The sequence below is a fragment of the Acidiphilium sp. PM genome, assembly GCF_000219295.1.
Taxonomy (GTDB): domain Bacteria; phylum Pseudomonadota; class Alphaproteobacteria; order Acetobacterales; family Acetobacteraceae; genus Acidiphilium; species Acidiphilium multivorum.
This window is the reverse complement of record NZ_AFPR01000464.1, coordinates 38,504-54,335: the sequence shown is the minus strand read 5'-3', so window position 1 is coordinate 54,335 and position 15,832 is coordinate 38,504. Positions and strand designations below refer to the sequence as shown.

The 15,832-nt window shown below is 52.1% G+C and carries 16 protein-coding genes; 8 read left to right on the top strand and 8 right to left on the bottom strand.

The features are described 5' to 3' along the window. Positions 1 to 43: 43 nt before the first annotated feature. The 4 genes from APM_RS20575 to APM_RS14235 form a co-directional block, all read right to left on the bottom strand. Positions 44 to 622: a hypothetical protein gene (locus APM_RS20575; protein WP_083818696.1), complete on the bottom strand. Its 579-nt coding sequence runs from the start codon at positions 620 to 622 to the stop codon at positions 44 to 46. Between the two features lie 284 nt (positions 623 to 906). Beyond that, positions 907 to 3,435 (bottom strand): bifunctional DNA primase/polymerase, encoded by a 2,529-nt coding sequence (locus APM_RS19850; RefSeq protein ID WP_083818695.1) that lies wholly within the window; start codon positions 3,433 to 3,435, stop codon positions 907 to 909. A gap of 71 nt (positions 3,436 to 3,506) precedes the next feature. After that, positions 3,507 to 3,692 carry a helix-turn-helix transcriptional regulator gene (locus APM_RS23145; protein ID WP_371259411.1) on the bottom strand — a complete coding sequence of 62 codons (186 nt, stop codon included), beginning with the start codon at positions 3,690 to 3,692 and terminating at the stop codon, positions 3,507 to 3,509. Between the two features lie 158 nt (positions 3,693 to 3,850). After that, positions 3,851 to 5,023, bottom strand: coding sequence for a site-specific integrase (locus APM_RS14235; protein WP_007424073.1), 1,173 nt, complete (start codon positions 5,021 to 5,023; stop codon positions 3,851 to 3,853). A 603-nt stretch (positions 5,024 to 5,626) separates the two neighbouring features. On the opposite strand from APM_RS14235, the gene APM_RS14225 reads away from it, so the two are divergent. From APM_RS14225 to APM_RS21640, 8 genes are all read left to right on the top strand, one after another. Further along, on the top strand, positions 5,627 to 5,881 hold the full coding sequence (locus APM_RS14225; protein ID WP_007424072.1) for an AlpA family transcriptional regulator: 255 nt from the start codon (positions 5,627 to 5,629) through the stop codon (positions 5,879 to 5,881). A 48-nt stretch (positions 5,882 to 5,929) separates the two neighbouring features. Beyond that, the gene (locus tag APM_RS20565) at positions 5,930 to 6,385 is read left to right on the top strand and encodes a YMGG-like glycine zipper-containing protein (protein ID WP_007424071.1); all 456 of its coding nucleotides are present in this window, start codon (positions 5,930 to 5,932) and stop codon (positions 6,383 to 6,385) included. 19 nt (positions 6,386 to 6,404) lie between these two features. Further along, positions 6,405 to 8,741 carry a type IV secretory system conjugative DNA transfer family protein gene (locus APM_RS14215; RefSeq protein WP_007424070.1) on the top strand — a complete coding sequence of 779 codons (2,337 nt, stop codon included), beginning with the start codon at positions 6,405 to 6,407 and terminating at the stop codon, positions 8,739 to 8,741. An 81-nt stretch (positions 8,742 to 8,822) separates the two neighbouring features. Beyond that, the gene (locus tag APM_RS21650; RefSeq protein WP_158005002.1) at positions 8,823 to 9,008 is read left to right on the top strand and encodes a helix-turn-helix domain-containing protein; all 186 of its coding nucleotides are present in this window, start codon (positions 8,823 to 8,825) and stop codon (positions 9,006 to 9,008) included. Between the two features lie 60 nt (positions 9,009 to 9,068). After that, entirely contained in the window at positions 9,069 to 9,368 is a 300-nt protein-coding gene (locus APM_RS14210; RefSeq protein WP_039888884.1) for a hypothetical protein, read from the top strand. Beyond that, positions 9,368 to 10,522, top strand: a complete 1,155-nt coding sequence (locus APM_RS20560; RefSeq protein WP_083818693.1) for a DNA methyltransferase — start codon at positions 9,368 to 9,370, stop codon at positions 10,520 to 10,522. The genes APM_RS14210 and APM_RS20560 overlap by 1 nt, the downstream gene beginning before the upstream one ends. Positions 10,523 to 10,546: 24 nt before the next feature. Further along, positions 10,547 to 11,707 (top strand): hypothetical protein, encoded by a 1,161-nt coding sequence (locus APM_RS21645; protein ID WP_007424068.1) that lies wholly within the window; start codon positions 10,547 to 10,549, stop codon positions 11,705 to 11,707. Between the two features lie 38 nt (positions 11,708 to 11,745). Then, positions 11,746 to 12,738, top strand: a complete 993-nt coding sequence (locus tag APM_RS21640; protein ID WP_007424067.1) for a hypothetical protein — start codon at positions 11,746 to 11,748, stop codon at positions 12,736 to 12,738. Here the strand turns inward: APM_RS21640 and APM_RS21635 are convergent. From APM_RS21635 to APM_RS20550, 4 genes are all read right to left on the bottom strand, one after another. Continuing rightward, positions 12,719 to 13,717, bottom strand: a complete 999-nt coding sequence (locus APM_RS21635; RefSeq protein ID WP_158005001.1) for a nitrilase-related carbon-nitrogen hydrolase — start codon at positions 13,715 to 13,717, stop codon at positions 12,719 to 12,721. The genes APM_RS21640 and APM_RS21635 overlap by 20 nt on opposite strands. A 134-nt stretch (positions 13,718 to 13,851) precedes the next feature. After that, entirely contained in the window at positions 13,852 to 14,469 is a 618-nt protein-coding gene (locus APM_RS20555) for a lytic transglycosylase domain-containing protein (RefSeq protein WP_007424065.1), read from the bottom strand. Next, a complete protein-coding gene (locus APM_RS21630) occupies positions 14,466 to 15,080 on the bottom strand; it encodes a hypothetical protein (protein WP_206740700.1) in 615 nt (204 codons plus the stop codon). Before APM_RS21630 ends, APM_RS20555 begins: the two co-directional genes overlap by 4 nt. Continuing rightward, the gene (locus tag APM_RS20550) at positions 15,074 to 15,697 is read right to left on the bottom strand and encodes a S26 family signal peptidase (RefSeq protein ID WP_083818692.1); all 624 of its coding nucleotides are present in this window, start codon (positions 15,695 to 15,697) and stop codon (positions 15,074 to 15,076) included. Before APM_RS20550 ends, APM_RS21630 begins: the two co-directional genes overlap by 7 nt. Positions 15,698 to 15,832 lie beyond the last annotated feature (135 nt).

Here is a 15,832-nt window from a genome sequence, read left to right as displayed (position 1 = left end):
TCCGTCAGGCAGCTTGCCGAGAATTTCGTTAATTTCGGGATCGTCATTCATCCCAAGTCTCGCACAAAATGCCGCGCTCGTGAAAACGCTCTGCCCATGCCGATGCATGGTTGGTATCGCACACGAGGATCACACGCGGATCACCGCCTAGTCGGCGCTCGATGGCACGGCGCAAGGCGGCAAGATATTGCCCTGGCTTGCCAATTACGGCGGATGCCCAGTAATCCCATGCGGCAGGCCACAATGCCGGATCGTCGAGAACTTGAGCGTCGATTGTGCCGATGCCGCCCCAGATGCTTTTGCCTAGATGGTGATCGGGGGAAAAATCCGCAATTTCGATTGGGTCGGTAAGCAACCGGTTTTTTAATATCCAGACTTTCGGGGCGCGTTCGTAATCGTGCTGGAATGGCACCGTTTTTTCGATGCCCGCCCGTTCCGCGAGATTACGAGATTCGTAATCGGTCCATTCGGACGCCGCGAACCCTCCCGGAAAAGTCATTGAGGCAGGGGGGCAGGACCCGTCATATCCGAAGCGGTCCATAAAATCCGCGTTCGTCGGCGGCCCACCTTCGACGCGGCGGAACGGTGAAGGTGTGATAGGCAGGGGGGAAAAATTTTTCATGGTCAAAATTCCTATTGTCGACAAAGTGTTACGAGAAATTGTCTTTAAGACTGAAAATTTTTCAGTCTAATTTCTGGGAATTAAAAACAAAACATAAGATTTTCCTTCTTGGCGGGCGGTGGCGGACGGTTGGCGGACGGTCTTAAGACCCAAACCGTCCGCCGAAAATCCACTCTATATCTATAGTTTTGAAAAGGCGGACGGTGCGGACGGTTTCATACCCCTTCTGTTGCACACAGGTAAGGGAGGGGGGAAAAATACCCGTGCCCGCACCAGTGCGGCGCTCATGATAGGTCTCCCGTAAAAGCCCGCTTCAAACCGTCCGCACCGTCCGCCTTTGAAAGATGGCTGTTAAATTCAACAACATTTGGCGGACGGTTGATGGATTCAAACCGTCCGCGACCGTCCGCCAACCGTCCGCCTGCCCGGCGAATTTCGATCGTGCGAATCTTCGCTTTGCCGCGAACGTCAAACGATATGTCGATCCCCGTGGAGCGAAGCCCCGGCGCGATGCGCCGCAAGGGAGACGACAGCCCCCGCGCGCTAGTAGGCCATTTTTTGCTCGCGCCAGCCGAGAAACTCGCCAGCGGCTTGAGTTCATCGAGCAGGCTTTGTGCCGTCCCGGACCAGCTATCTCGTTCCCGCATCAACGCCTGAACGGCGGCGGCGACCGGATCAGCATCAAGCATGTCATGTACGGCCATATCCCTGTTCGCATCATAGGCGCGAATGAAGGCGCCTTTGGGCCACAGGTGATTGTCTCCGCAGGCAACTGCCCACAATGCAAAGTCCGCCATTCTCGGCAAACGGTCGAGCCGCGTTTCAGGCAATCGGCGCAGGCCATTCGACACGGCATCGAGAAGCGCGCCGAGAATGGCGGGGCGTGCCCGCTCCAGCCGCGCCTTCAAGTCAGATTCCGGCTTGCGTAAGTCTTCGGGAATCGGCGAGAGACTGAGAAAAAGTGAACGCTCGGCCAAATCGGACCGATTGATGAAATCCGAAATACCATTGATCGCCTGCGGACGCTGAACATCAATTAGAAGTTCCTCGTCGTCTGTATATAGTCTTCTTGTGACAAATCCACCGCCAGTGGCAACTCGGCACAGACTGTCACTAAGGCTAGGGGAGATTGAACTTGCATTATCAAAGGCCAGTATATGACTTGCGTTCGCGCCGATGAATAAATCTCGTTCGTCGCGCGGGAAGCTGCGAAGGTCGGAAATGTTCGGATCAACTAGTGCCCGCAGCGTTCTAAGGAATGACGATTTTGCCGATCCCTGTTCGCCCGTGATGGCGAGGATTGGATACGGTCCCACGGGCCGCAGCGCGGCGAGCAGCCATGCTATGGATAAGGTGAACCCGTCATCATCCCGCACGTTCACGAGAGAGCGAAGGTCGTCGATTGATCCGCCGCGCTCGGGCATCGGCAGTGCCTGCATGCCGGGCGCTCTACGGAAGCGCACAGGCGCGTCCGCGATAACTCGCCAGCCGTCGCGGTCGATCTCGATTGCGCGCCACGTCGTGTTGCAAAGGTCGAGATAAATGCGCCCCCCGTGCTCGGCAACGCGGATGAAAACCTGGCGTTCCGGGCCGTCAAACATGGCCTTCGCCGTGAGCACATCGACCCCCTGCGGCATCGCATCGCGAGCCGGCGGGCGCCCGTGAGATTCGTAGAACAAGTGCGTCAACCATTGCTTGAACTGCGAGCCGCCGACGCGGTGCGTCTCGCGATGACCGGCAACGCGGATATCGGCGTATGCGTCTCCGGCAGCCGTATGGAACAGCGCAGTGTCCCGCAGGGCAACCGCGATCAGCTTGTCAGCGTCCGATCCGCCGCCGCGTTTTCCACCCTTCTCGTCATCCCCCTGCGGTTCCGGCTTCGGCGGTTCGTCACCCCCTGCTTCAAAAAGCAATGTCGCGCATTCGGTAAAGCTGCAAAGGTAATTCCATCCGACCCGATAGGGCGCAGGCAAACTTTCGATTGCGCGGCGATTCTCGTCGGTATCTGACAATCCCCCACCCCACTTGTCTGCCCATTCGAGCAGTCTCTCAATGGCGTCTGCCCGGTTCTCTGGTCCTGCAGCAGCAAGGATAGCGGCGCAGAATTTGAGCCACGCGTTTCGGTCATTGAAGCGCGAATCGTTCTCGATCAAAGAAAGAAGCGACAGCACGTGCTTAAAAGACGGTGCTAGCAACGACTCCTGATCTGGCGCGTCGCCCGTGCTCGCCGCACTGCGCGATTTCCGCCCGATGATCTTCTCGGCCTCGTCAAGAAAATGCGCGATCTGGTCTTCAGTGACGGCAGGCAGGCCGCCGCGCCCAAGCATTTCCGGCGAAAAATTCCATGCGTATCGGCCACCGTCTGGGTGTTCGCCATCTGCAACAAATTGCTGGCCCTTGCCGAGGATTTCCACGGCCTCGTCATGACTTTTTGCAACGTGGCGTTCGCCTTCGAGACGTATTTTCGCTGGCTCCCCATCGGCTGCGCGATAGAGCGAGAGCCGTTTTGCCGATCCAGGCCGCGTCCGCGTGCATGTGCGCCCAAGCAACTTTTCTGCCAGCGCCGCCACCCGATCCGCGATCTCGTCAGCTTGGCAATCAATATCGACTGCTCGCAGACCGGAGCATAGTATTCCGGTGCTCAATGTCCCCAAATCAGCCGCCGCAGGCAGCCCTCGCTTACGCTGCCAACCGTATTCTGCTGGTATCTTCGAGCGTGTCCGGACGGCTACAGGAGTAAAGCCCGCCTCGTATAAGGCCTGTCTTTTTTCGTCAACTTGCTTGACAATTTCGGGAGTTTCGTCTATATTCATTCCACACCTTAACTGAAATTTTATGAATAAAAAAATCCCCGCTCGAAACACATTTTCGAGCGGGGATTTTCTTACCGCCGGATTTCGCTGGTGCTGCGAACCTGCCGCCCGGCAATCCAAGTGTCCAAATCTTCGCGACGATAGCGAACAGACTTTCGCCCGAGTTTAATCATCGCGGGACCATCGCCGGTCATCGCCGCCCTATCGAGAAATGCGCGTGACATTTGAAGGTAGGCCGCTGCTTCGGGGCGTCGCATCAATACTTCCATAAAAATATTCCTTTCAACACTGCACAATTGCGGTGATTTTTTTATTATATCGGAAAATTGCAAACCCTCGCATACGTAATGCAAAAATAATTGGAAATAGTAGAAAATTGATAAAATAAAGCGTTTATTTTCAATATTTTGCTATTTTATTTTTCGATGCTCATTGCCTTTTCAATCTGTTCCGCAATATTCGCCGCAGCCAATTTCAGCGGATCGGCTGAAATATGGGCATATCGCTGTGTCGTCGCCGATTGCGTGTGGCCTAGCAGTTTTCCGATGATCGGCAGCCCCATGCCGCTTGATGCCGCAATCGACGCGAAGCAGTGGCGTAGGTCGTGAAGTCGAACATCATCCAAGCCAGCCTTAGCCCGGATCGCTCGCCACGGTTTTTCAAGATTGACCAGATGCGAGTTGGCTTTCTGGCCGGGCAAGACGTATGGATTGCCAGCCTCGCGCGGGAGTTCACTCAAAATCGCAATGGCTGGCGGCGGCAGATGGATTGTCTTTTGTCCGGTCTTGGAATCTTGAAGCCTCGCCTCGCCTCGCTCGAAATTGATCGTAGCCCATTTGAGCGTCAAAATTTCGCTCAGCCGCGCGCCACTGAAAACGAGCAATTTAAGTGCTGCCCTCACAATCGGCGAGGGATATTCGTCGATTGCAACTGATAACGCTGCCAGTTCCGAAGCCGACAGCATCCGCTCGCGAGCTTTTTCTGGAAACCGCTCAATGCGAGCGCATGGGTTTGTGTGCAAGGGGCGCAGCCCCCATCCCTCGGCTTTTGTCAGCATCGAACCCAGCACCGCCAGCACTCGATTGGCCTGATAAGGTGTCTTTTTCATCCTTTGATGCAATCGATCTACCTGCTTCGGTGATAGCTGGTGGATCGGCACTGAGCCGATTTCGGGTAGGATGTTCTTGTCTATCAGCCGCTTATATTCGGCGGCGGTGCGGCTCTTGCGCTTGGCTTCGACGTGATCCGATAGAAACCGTTCTGCCAGATCGGCGACGGTTTCAGCACTACGCAATTCCCGTTTCACGGCAGCGGGATCACCACCGTTCCGAACTTCCAGCAGAACCGCCTCGGCCTTTTTGCGGGCCTGTTCCGGGGTCCAGGGGCTGCCGTAACTCCCGATCACGAATTTCCGGTAAGGCTGCCCGCGTCCGCCGCCGTTCGGGCGATAGCATGTGATGAACGTCTTTTCGCCGCTAGGCCGCACCCGCAGACCGAAACCTTTGAGCGCGGAATCCCACAAAACGACCTCGCCCTTGGCTGGTGCCTGCAATGCGTCAATCGACCGCTTTGTGATAGTGCCCTTCATCGGTAATCCTTTCAGGGTTGCACCGGGGATGCACCGGAATTAAAATCAGAGCCAACATGAGGTTATAAAATACTCGAAAAATCACCTAATATAAAGTGTTTGCAACTAACATACTATTAGAAAAAACACGGGTTGTCAAATTCGTAATCAGTAGGTCCCCAGTTCAATCCTGGGTGTCGGCACCATTTCAAATCAATGACTTGTGCGATGAATGACGTCGCTGGCTTCCAGCGCGAGCCGGCGGCCAAATGCCTCACTTTGTCTCACCTTATCCGGGGAAAGTGAAGCATACGTGAAGCACGGGCCGTGCACGCCGGTTTGCCCGGCGGCATCTTCATCTCGCAATTTCTTTATTTGGAATGGTGGGCGCACAAGGACTCGAACCTTGGACCCGCTGATTAAGAGTCAGCTATCTTAAAATCTGTGTGCGACATTTTTCCATTGTTTTTCAACGCATTATTAAGAGCGCCAGCAAATAAAATATTCAATTCTACGATTCTGGGTTTCAATAGGGTTTCACCGGGAGAAGGTTGGTTACGTTTGATTTTGCAGTGATAAAAATAAAAAGTCTGATCGTGGCGTGCCGTGCGCTATATAATCCGCATGACACATGATCGGCACGACATCGACAAGCTTATCTCGACCATCGCCCTTCTCCGGATCGACGATGTGATGCGGATGACCGGTTTACGAAGCCGCGATCAAGTGTATCGCCTCGTCCAGCGCGGCGAACTGGCGCAACCGGTGAAAATCGGTAAGCGGGCGTCAGCCTGGCATACAAGAGACGTGATCCGCTTCATCGAGACACGACAGGTCGATCCCCTCGCCCACCCGGCCAGACCAAGCCGCGCGGCGTAATTTGTGGCGTGCTGTATGCTATATAATATGTGTGAAGGAGACTAGAAAATGATGAAAAAAACAAAATTGCTGACCTGCCTCGCCGGGGTCGCCCTGCTCGCCGGTTGTGCTCAACCGCCTGCGGGTGTTGCTTGTCGTGATACCCCTCATCCGACGCAATGCCGCAACCAGCGCCGAGACAGTAACCTCGTCGGTGGTGCGCTGATCGGCGGTGCAGGTGGGGCGATCATCGGCGCATTGACCGGAAATGCCGCTGTCGGTGCGGCCATCGGTGCCGGTGCCGGTGCTCTTGGTGGTGCGATCGCACCTGAAGGGTCGCCATCACCCAGATATCAGCCTGGATACACAAGCGGGTATAACTATCAGCCTGGGTATCAAAATGGCTATAGTTATCAGCCAGGCTATCAGCCAGGTTATCAAAATGGGTATGGCTACCAGAACGGCGCGATAAACAACTGCCACGGGGTCTACTACGGCACCAGCATACTCAACCCATGCACTTGATCTAAAAGTGATCTAAAAGATGTCACAAACGCAGCAAAGCGGGCCGATTCTACCCGATGTCCGCGCGATGCAGGCTTATCGCAATCGCGGCAACGACATTCTGATTTCAACCGCGTTCGGTGCGTTTATCGGCAATTTCGTCGGCGGGACAATCGCTGGCGCAATGTTACACAACCCGTGGTGGTTCGGTAAGCCATTTCTTCCCGCAAAAGCGGTAGGTATCCCGATTTACAGCTTGATGCCGGTCGTCGTGACGGCTTTGAAGCACAGTGCATCCCACGGCGCGATGCAAGCCGTCGTTGCTGCCGGTGCTACTTTTACTGCCTGCACACTCCCGATGTTCGCCCTCGGCTTGCGGAAAGCAAAGAGAGCAAAAGATAAGATATACAAGAGCGACATCCACGGCTCCGCGCATTGGGCAAACCGTCAAGAGATTGAAAAAGCAGCGTTGTTGCCCGATCCGAATGGTGACAACCGGCATGTCTGCTATGTTGGCGGGTGGGTCGATCCGAAATCCAAGAAGATGACCTATCTCCAGCACTCGGGGCCAGAGCATATCATCGGTCTCGCCCCTACCCGATCGGGTAAAGGTGTCGGTCTTGTCATCCCGACTCTGCTAGCCTGGCGCGGATCGGCGGTTGTTTATGACGTGAAGGGTGAGAACTTTGAGTTGACTGCTGGCTGGCGTGCAAGTGTCGGCCAGCGCACACTTCGTTTCAGTCCGACTGAGCCGTGGCGTAGTTGTCATTTCAATCCGCTTCTTGAAATACGCAAAGGCACACAGCGTGAGATCAGTGACGCGCAGAATATCGCGACGATGATCGTTGACCCAGACGGAAAAGGCATGGCGGACCATTGGGCGAAGACCGGCTACGCGCTGCTAGTCGGCGTCATTCTACATGTTTTGTACTGCCGCGAAATTGAAGAGAAAACATTAGCATCTGTCGCATCACTTCTATCCCGGCCCGCCATCGACGATGATGACGATGAGGAAGGGGGCGACCCTGAATCTGGACCGAATCTGTCCGGTGTCGATGCAGTTTTCAAAGAAATGATGGAGTATGATCATAATCCACCAGAATATCTAAAATACAAAATGCCGGACGGCACTATTACAAACACACATAGAGTAATTGCTGAATCAGCACAAGAAATGCTAAATAAGGCTTCAAATGAGAAGTCCGGCGTTATTTCAACCGCCATGTCTTTTCTTTCGCTTTATCGTGACCCGATGGTCGCTTCTGTTGTGAGCAAATCCGATTTTCACATCACAGACTTAATGAACGACGACCATCCATACAGCCTATACATCGTCCCTCCACCGGCTGACAAAGACCGGTTGAAGCCGCTCATACGCTTGATGATCAGCCAGATCATCAGGCGGTTGACTGAAAAAATGGAATTCAAAGACGGGCGGAGTGTTGCAAGCTACAAGCACCGCCTGTTGCTTTTGATCGACGAATTTCCGTCACTTGGTAAAATTCAGATCGTTGAAGAAGCCCTGGCTTATATTGCCGGTTATGGCATAAAGGCTTACCTTATTTGCCAGGACAGAATTCAGTTGCAGGCGGCATACTCTAATTATGAGTCTGTCATGTCGAACTGTCACGTCCGCATTTACTACGCGACGAACCAGCAGGACACGGCAAAATATGTGAGCGATCAGCTTGGCAAAATGACGATCACATCTGAATCGCATTCGGTCAGCTATGCCGGCGCTTTCATGCCATATCAAAGCGGGTCATCCAGTGCGATTCAACATCAAGCGCGTGATTTGATGACACCTGACGAAGTTGGCCGTATGCGCGGGCCGGAGAAAAACAAAAATGGTGATATTGTTGCCGCCGGTGAAATGGTGATCGTCCCATCCGGTTCCGCCCCTATTCGTGGCACACAGATTCTATACTTTTTTGACCCTGTTTTCTCGCGCCGCGCGAAGATGCCCGCGCCGGAAGTAGGCGATTATCTGAAAACGCGGTCCGAGAATCCCGGTGGCAAACAGATTGTTGAAACCCAGCCGGATCCGGTTGCCCCCGCCGTTGAACCGGTAATCGAGGTTGACCAGGCGGAGCAAGCCGAACTGGACGATCTCGGTGTGTCGATTGGTGCGGAAGCCGACGATTTCGATGACAGCTTACCACCAGATGATGAACTACCACCGGACGGTTCGGAAAACGATGAACCGGTCGAGACAGAAATGACTGATGAGCAATGCCGCAGCTTGCTCGATGAAGCCGGGATTGAGGCGGGCAAGCAGGTTGCGGCGAGAGTTCAGCAGAGCCAAGACACGTTCAAGCCGAGCGAAGAGTCACATCATAAGAGTCAAGACAAAGCGCAAATAAGCTCACTTTTCTGAAACGCTTCCGCAGATGTACATATAGTGGAGAAACATGGTTTTCTCTGACGCAAGAAATGGAGAAATATGATGAGACCAAAAATGCTGGATGAAAAGCATGATAGACTAATTGCCGTGCTTTTCAAAAACGGAAAGAGCGTTGATGATATTGCACAGTCTATCAACGTTTCGGTCACGACGATCGCTAATTCGCTTCACCGCTCGAACGTTCAACGTCCGAAACGCGGTCGCCCGGTGACAAAGATCGAAAATATGGTGTCGGCTTAACGCGCTATATTAACCATACTCCCGGCACAACATATGCCGGGAGAATAGAAAGGTAATACAATGACTGAACAAACCAAAACCCCGGATACCGACCATCTGGCACGGTTCGACAAAGAGTTTTTGTCGACTTCATATCTCGCGGTAGCGATGGAAGTTTACGACGCCATGTCCGGCATCACCGCAGGAATAGCCGAAAATGCCGAGGATTTTGCCGACCTGAATCACGCATATTTCCACGGATTCGGTGAGTGGCTCAAAAATCTCGATGAGAGTGATGTGAAAGCTATAATCGCTATTTCTGTAGAGCGATCGGCAATAGTAGAAGCAGAAGCTGACGCGCCAGTCGAGACCGGCGCGTAATGCCAACACCGAAGCCGAATGCGGAGGGTTTCTGGTCTAGCGTTGGGCCGTATTTCGCCATGATGCCCGCTGATTGGGCATCACGGATGATCAACGAATTGTGTCCGCCAGACGGTTCTGTGCTTGATCCCTTTATGGGGCGCGGAACAACTATCTTTGCGGCTAAGACCAGCGGCAGGACCGGACTTGGTTGTGACGTGTCACCCATCGCATGGCTATGGACAGCGACAAAATGCGACCCAGAGCCGGATATGATGCGCCTGATCGAGCGGCTATCCGATATCGAGGCTGGCATCCTTGATGTGGATTCACAAGCGGAAAATGAGTTTCAGTCTTGGTGCTGGTCGCCCCGCGTCCTCGGCTTTCTACGCTCCGCCAGGCGTTGTTTAGACTGGAAAGGTAGCCGGACCGACCGGACGCTGATGGCGATCATACTGCTCTACATACACGCTAAGCTCGGGTACGGTTTAAGCAACCAGATGAACGGGTCGAGGCCGACATCGCCGGACTACTCGATTCGCTGGTGGTCCAGCCGTGGCATGAGGCCGCCAGAAATCGATCCGGTAGATTTTTTAATAAGCAAAATACAATATCGTTACCGCCACGGAATTCCTTGTGGCAAGCCATGTGATATACGGCTCGGCCCAGCAGAGTATGTCCTCCCCGACCCGGCTACAACGGATTATCGGTTCGACCTACTCATCACGTCGCCGCCGTACCTTGGCGTGACAAATTATCGGCTGGACAACTGGATTCGGCTCTGGATGCTCGGTGATAGCGCATCTCCAGACCTTGGTGATACAGCACAAAAATATATCGACAAGCGCTTATACATCGCAATGCTTGATGCCATTCTTCACCGCGCAGCAGGGCTACTCAAGCCGGAAGCGTCGATCCTGGTCAGGACAGACTCAAGAATCTGGACGCGCAATGTTACAGCAGCCTTGATCGCCGAAATCTGGCCAGATCGACCAATTTTATGTCGCAGTGAAATACCAGAGCGCGGAAAGACACAGACGGTTTTGCTCAACAGCGCTGTGGATTGCCCCGGCGAAACGGACTTTCTGATATGCGCGGGAGGACCGCTAAATGGGTTCAAAGAGATCAAAAATTGCGTGCCGCGCGCCGGTTTAGATGCTATATTAGCTGTATGATATGCTTCGCAAGGAGACAAGCCCATGGCACGGACAAAGACGATAAAACTCGGCGCTGACAAGAGATTCGTTTCACCGGATAAAAAGATCGGTCTCGAAACGCTCTCAAAAGCGCCAGAAACAGATCAGATCGAAAAAATGTTCGATGATGTCATCCCAGCGGGGATGAGCGACGAAGATCGAAAGAAATTCGTCAAAGGGTTAGCCATTGGCGTGCAGGTCATGCGTCTTGATAATGGTGGATTGGCTGACCGGCTTGAGAAATCACATAGACAACTGGCAAAGCAGCGGGGCCAGGACGACCCGAAAATCGACAGGTTAGCAGCGCTGAAATTTGCCCGCGAAATTCGCAATGAAGCGATCGAGGCGGGCAAATTGCTTGATGGCATGGAAAATGATCAGATCGATAGAAAATATGGTGCCGCAGTCCGCGTTGCAAAAAAGCATCTCGGGTGGAATGACCGAGATGTTCGGGCAGCAACTGTTGACTTGATCGTACAGTTTAACGGCGACAAAACAAAAGCTGCGCAGTCTTTCGTAGAGATAGTGAAGTCCGACCGGCGCTTTGAAGCCGGGCATATGAAGAATTCTTCGCTCGATCAGGTTGACGAAAATGGTCAGACGATCGAGACGAAGATCGGGGTTACATCGCATGGATTTGAGCAGCAGCAGGAGTTGAAAGAGCGAGAAGAGCGGGAGGCCAAGCTTGACGGTAAACTCGCTAAAGCAGACAAGATCGCTGCTGCTTTGCTGACAGACAAAGAGTATACAGCTTATCGTCTTATCCGCGACAACGCTCACTTGATACACTTCGATCGCAGTGAGATCACCATGTCCGGTGATGAAAGAGATAATACACCCGGCAAGCTGATCGCAGATAAAATGAGTGTTTCTCTGCGCCAAGGGCGTGAATACGCAAAGAGTGTCTTAGAAAAAGTGAGTGCAAGTAAAGACAGTATAAAAATCACACTATCACAAGATTCGTCATCTTTATCGAAGTTGAATGCTAAAATTCAGACGAGAATTGGCACACCGACCGAGAAGCTTGTCGAGAAACATCGCAACAACACTTCACCAGAGCAGATCGAGGAATCCAGAAATAGAGAAAGAATGAAAACGAGGGAGCGGGCGGCACGACTCCACGCTGCAAAGAAAGCGAGGCGGGAAGCTGGTATCTCTTTGTAAACCAAGGAGATACCGGCTTCCGCAGATGTACTATAAGTATGACGAACTTAATCAAACCACCCAACTCTATCTTCCGGCGACCAGATCGTCGGAAGATTTTTGATCCAAACCCGGATGCGTCACCTGCACCTGTTGTAGATGATAAAATAGAAATACCGAGACAGATAGATGTAGCGGTCAGACTATTAAATGATGCAGCAAATACAAAAGACTACCAGATAAAATTTGATCAAAAAATACAAGACTTGTTTTTCGAAGTTTTAAGTTATCACCCCCGCGCTGCCGAGAAAACCGGTCCGGGGGTTTCTTATTTCTTCAGAGCGCCGAATCCATATACTGGCTGGAATGTCATAAAATTCCGGCGTGTCGATCTCACCGAGGACGACCTGGACACGCGGCTGGCCGTTGGTGCGATGGTCAACCCGGACGCTGGATGGGTCAGACTATCAGCAGTGTATAAAGCGATGAGAAATGCGGTTTACCACCAGGTCGAGGACGCCCGCGTCATCGCCAGGAAGGCCGCCATGGCGGCTGGGCAACCCGGCATGATGTGGTGCGCCGAGACGCTGGAATGGATCGACGAGCGAAATTGCCATGTCGACCATGACGGTATCCCATTCTCCATCATCGCCTCATCGTGGCTGATCAGAAATAAAATAGATACTTCGACATTAAAAACAGAGAGCGTTTATCCATCACCGGGCCGCAAATTTACGTCCGGGGAATTAAAGGAAAGCTTTTCTGATTTTCATAAAAAATACGCACATTTAAAAATTGTTGGAAAAGCAAGACATAAGAAAAGACATTTTACAGCTAGAAGAGAAATACCCTTTGCGACACTTTTAGAGATGGATGATCAATTACCGGTATATCTCGATAAAATTAAAAATGGGGAAATTAAAATAACAGAAAATATCCAAGATACGAATATAATCAAAAATAACGTCATTATCCTACCAACCCACAAAAGATTATCATTTAAGAATTTTTCAAACAAAGAAAATACAAGAATTACCAGTTTGTCGCGGTAATTTCCCGCGCGCCGATCAGGCGAGAGAAAGCTATAGACGTATCTCTCTGTATCCTCGGAATCCCTGTTCCCCTTGCCCACCAATCGTTGCGCGGGGTGATGATGAGTTGAGGATTGCCAACCATCACTTCCAGCCATGGCCAGACCAGAAGCTGGTCATAGCAGATCACAGACGCGACCTTGACGCCATCGATGGTCTTCACCGGCTCATCCCATGTTGCACCATATCCACCAGTTTTCCAAGGGTGCCACATGCTGACCGGCACGGGAAATGCAGCGCGGAAAAGTGTGTTGCTTGGCTTGCCACGTCTTACTCCGACGACACTATCCCAGAGCGACCCATTTTTCTGTGTTGTCGCCCCGACCAGCCACGTCCGGCCAGGTGGGACGGATGCTGCATATTGAGCCGCCGTCCCTGGCAACCAGGTTGCGACCGTCTCCGGCAGGACGACAATTTTACTCTTGTCAGCCCGTGCTGCCGCGATGACTTTACTATTTCTCGATATCACGCTAACCGGATTTTCCGGCTGCGGTCCGAGATTGGTATTCACTGCTGAAAAATGTAGCGGTGCTATATTTTTGTTGAAACCTGTGCTGCTATTGAGTACCAGGCTAGCAATTAAAATGGCTTGATAAGTGCGAGAACCAGCATCGTTGAGATACCAGTGAAAAGAGACAATCCAAGCAAAAAGTAACACAATTCCGATGACGCCCGATCCGGGAAATAAAATCCCCGCAGCAGTAATCGGCGACACCCAGCCAAACAGGCCGATCGGCGGCACAGCGTCAATGACCAGCGCGACGATGATCGTCCACGGCTTTTCAGTGTCAGCCCACATCCACGGTGCGGCTAGGATTAAAGATGACCCGAGCCAAAGTGCAAGGCCGAGGATATACGATGTCGCACCGTGACCGAAGAAAACCCCGGCACCTGGCACCAATCCTGCACTCGCTGACAAAAAATAAAGGGTGACCAGCACGAACCGATCACGCTTAGATTTTGTGAGAGGCCCAAAAATAGGGAGTATGAGAGAGAAAATCGGGCCAACCCACCACCATGGGGTGAGCCAGGATAGACCGGCAGAGACGAATACGACTTTTTTTATATTGCTCGTCATTTCACATGCCAGTTCGTCGCGAACGTTTCGCGCTTCATAATTTTATCAGACCCGCCTGCACCTGGATTCCATGCTGCCGAGAAAGGTGAGCCGGACCAGGATTTTTTAGGTAGATGATGATATATAATCTTGTAGACACCGGACGAAATTTGGACGGGCAACCCAGCGGACCGGAAGACAGCGTTTGCATAATGTGCGTCACCATAGAGCTTTCCCGAATTGTATGCTTCGAATGCGTGAAAAACAGCGGGTTGACCAGAAAATCCGGCTCGCCTGGCGCGATGGTATCCCGCGCGGAAAATGGCCGCCCCTGTTTTGATATTTGTGCAAACGTTAAAAACGGTTGCCGGAGTTAAGCCATATCTCGCAAAATTTTCTGTGTCGATCTGCATCAGCCCGGCATCGACCTGGTGGCCTTGGTCAACCAGCTTTGTGAGTAGTGCCACCGCATCATCAGCGGTAGCAGGGAAATAATGGCGACCGGATGTGTTGTCGTTCAAAGCATATTTTTGTCCTCCCGACTCTACGCGTATGATCGCCTCGATCGTCGATGGTCGCACCCCCGGCGCACAACGCGTGATCATCGCCGCCAAGGCTGGACCGGTGAGGATCATGATATTTTTCTCCAAATTTCACGAAAATCGTCACCGGACATGATCTTGCGTGACATCAGAATTTTGGCGATCTCGCAAATTTTTGTTCGCCCGAAATCCGTATCACAGCGCAATAGAGAGATTGTGTGCACGACAATTTTTGATGATTTTACATAGTCATATTGAAGTAAAGCCATTCTTTTTTGTATTCTAGTAATATCATCTATATCATTTTCAAAAAGCCAGCCATCTCCAGCACAATGTAGTGCGAACTCTTCAATATCTTCATCTTCAAGACAACGATTTTTTTCAGCAACTTCTTCTGCGACTTGACCAGCAAGTATCTCAATAATATCAGCTTCGACTGTTTGATAAAGCTTTGATTTTGAAAAACCTACGCGGGCTTTCAGTCTCGCGCGATAGTCTATCAACTCGTCTATATCTCTCACATCGTCGATGCTGGTGATCCTGGCTGGCATAGCAGCATAACCATGTCGCGCGGCATCAGATATGATCGACACAAGTAAAAGCGGCTCCGGCGCGATGAGGTCCGGTCGAGCCGCCTCTATCTCGATCCGAGCGATTGCATGCCCAGCTTCGTGAAAAGCGGTCATCATATCTTCGCTCACCATGTCAGCACCGGGCTGGCCAATGCGATCAGGTTGCCGACCGGTATTGGCCCCCAGTACCTCGAATCGTAAGCCCATTTCGACGAGTTGTCCCAGACCCAGACCTGGCCGGGCTTAACGGTGTATGTCCCGAGCGGATAATGCACGATAGCTTCACCGTTTTTTGCAACCGGCTGGATTTTAGTTTTACTAAGTTTGCTTCCATCAACATATATACCTGACATTTTTATCGATATTTTTTGCCCCGGCACGGCGGCTATATTTTTTAGAAATGGTACGAGATGGTTTTTACACGGTGTATTATTTGACTTGATAAGCCAGTTGTCTTTGATAGCCTGCTTGATCGCCGGGCTGGCTTCCTGTGATGGCGGGCAAAGCAAGACGGTCATACCTGGGGTTATCGTTCCCGGTAGCGCTTGGCTTTCATAAAAACCGACTGGCATCGACGTTGTAATGTTGATGAAAATGCCGGACTTGTTGATAGCGACGCCCGCGACACCGAGCAGTGCAATGGCGGATGCAATGTATATCAAATTCGCCAGTTTCCGCTCTCTAGCTGCATTTCGCTCATTTGTGAGAGCCAAAGCTTCTCGAAGCTTCTCTATTCTTGTCTGATCCATTTTTTATTGTGATCCAGAAATTTAGCAGCCCCGCCGAAACGGGGCTACCTGACCGGGGCTGGGATTGGACCGGCACCCGGAGATGCTGGATCACCCCCCTTCGTTGTTCCTGGAGTTTATGATGGTTGTATATCT

What these genes read in the sequence shown, in the direction of transcription:
- APM_RS20575 (WP_083818696.1), bottom strand. Translation starts at nt 622, where the DNA reads ATGAAAAATTTTTCCCCCCTGCCTATCACACCTTCACCGTTCCGCCGC.
- APM_RS19850 (WP_083818695.1), bottom strand. Translation starts at nt 3,435, where the DNA reads ATGAATATAGACGAAACTCCCGAAATTGTCAAGCAAGTTGACGAAAAA.
- APM_RS23145 (WP_371259411.1), bottom strand. Translation starts at nt 3,692, where the DNA reads ATGCGACGCCCCGAAGCAGCGGCCTACCTTCAAATGTCACGCGCATTT.
- APM_RS14235 (WP_007424073.1), bottom strand. Translation starts at nt 5,023, where the DNA reads ATGAAGGGCACTATCACAAAGCGGTCGATTGACGCATTGCAGGCACCA.
- APM_RS14225 (WP_007424072.1), top strand. Translation starts at nt 5,627, where the DNA reads ATGACACATGATCGGCACGACATCGACAAGCTTATCTCGACCATCGCC.
- APM_RS20565 (WP_007424071.1), top strand. Translation starts at nt 5,930, where the DNA reads ATGATGAAAAAAACAAAATTGCTGACCTGCCTCGCCGGGGTCGCCCTG.
- APM_RS14215 (WP_007424070.1), top strand. Translation starts at nt 6,405, where the DNA reads ATGTCACAAACGCAGCAAAGCGGGCCGATTCTACCCGATGTCCGCGCG.
- APM_RS21650 (WP_158005002.1), top strand. Translation starts at nt 8,823, where the DNA reads ATGCTGGATGAAAAGCATGATAGACTAATTGCCGTGCTTTTCAAAAAC.
- APM_RS14210 (WP_039888884.1), top strand. Translation starts at nt 9,069, where the DNA reads ATGACTGAACAAACCAAAACCCCGGATACCGACCATCTGGCACGGTTC.
- APM_RS20560 (WP_083818693.1), top strand. Translation starts at nt 9,368, where the DNA reads ATGCCAACACCGAAGCCGAATGCGGAGGGTTTCTGGTCTAGCGTTGGG.
- APM_RS21645 (WP_007424068.1), top strand. Translation starts at nt 10,547, where the DNA reads ATGGCACGGACAAAGACGATAAAACTCGGCGCTGACAAGAGATTCGTT.
- APM_RS21640 (WP_007424067.1), top strand. Translation starts at nt 11,746, where the DNA reads ATGACGAACTTAATCAAACCACCCAACTCTATCTTCCGGCGACCAGAT.
- APM_RS20555 (WP_007424065.1), bottom strand. Translation starts at nt 14,469, where the DNA reads ATGATCCTCACCGGTCCAGCCTTGGCGGCGATGATCACGCGTTGTGCG.
- APM_RS21630 (WP_206740700.1), bottom strand. Translation starts at nt 15,080, where the DNA reads ATGGTGAGCGAAGATATGATGACCGCTTTTCACGAAGCTGGGCATGCA.
- APM_RS20550 (WP_083818692.1), bottom strand. Translation starts at nt 15,697, where the DNA reads ATGGATCAGACAAGAATAGAGAAGCTTCGAGAAGCTTTGGCTCTCACA.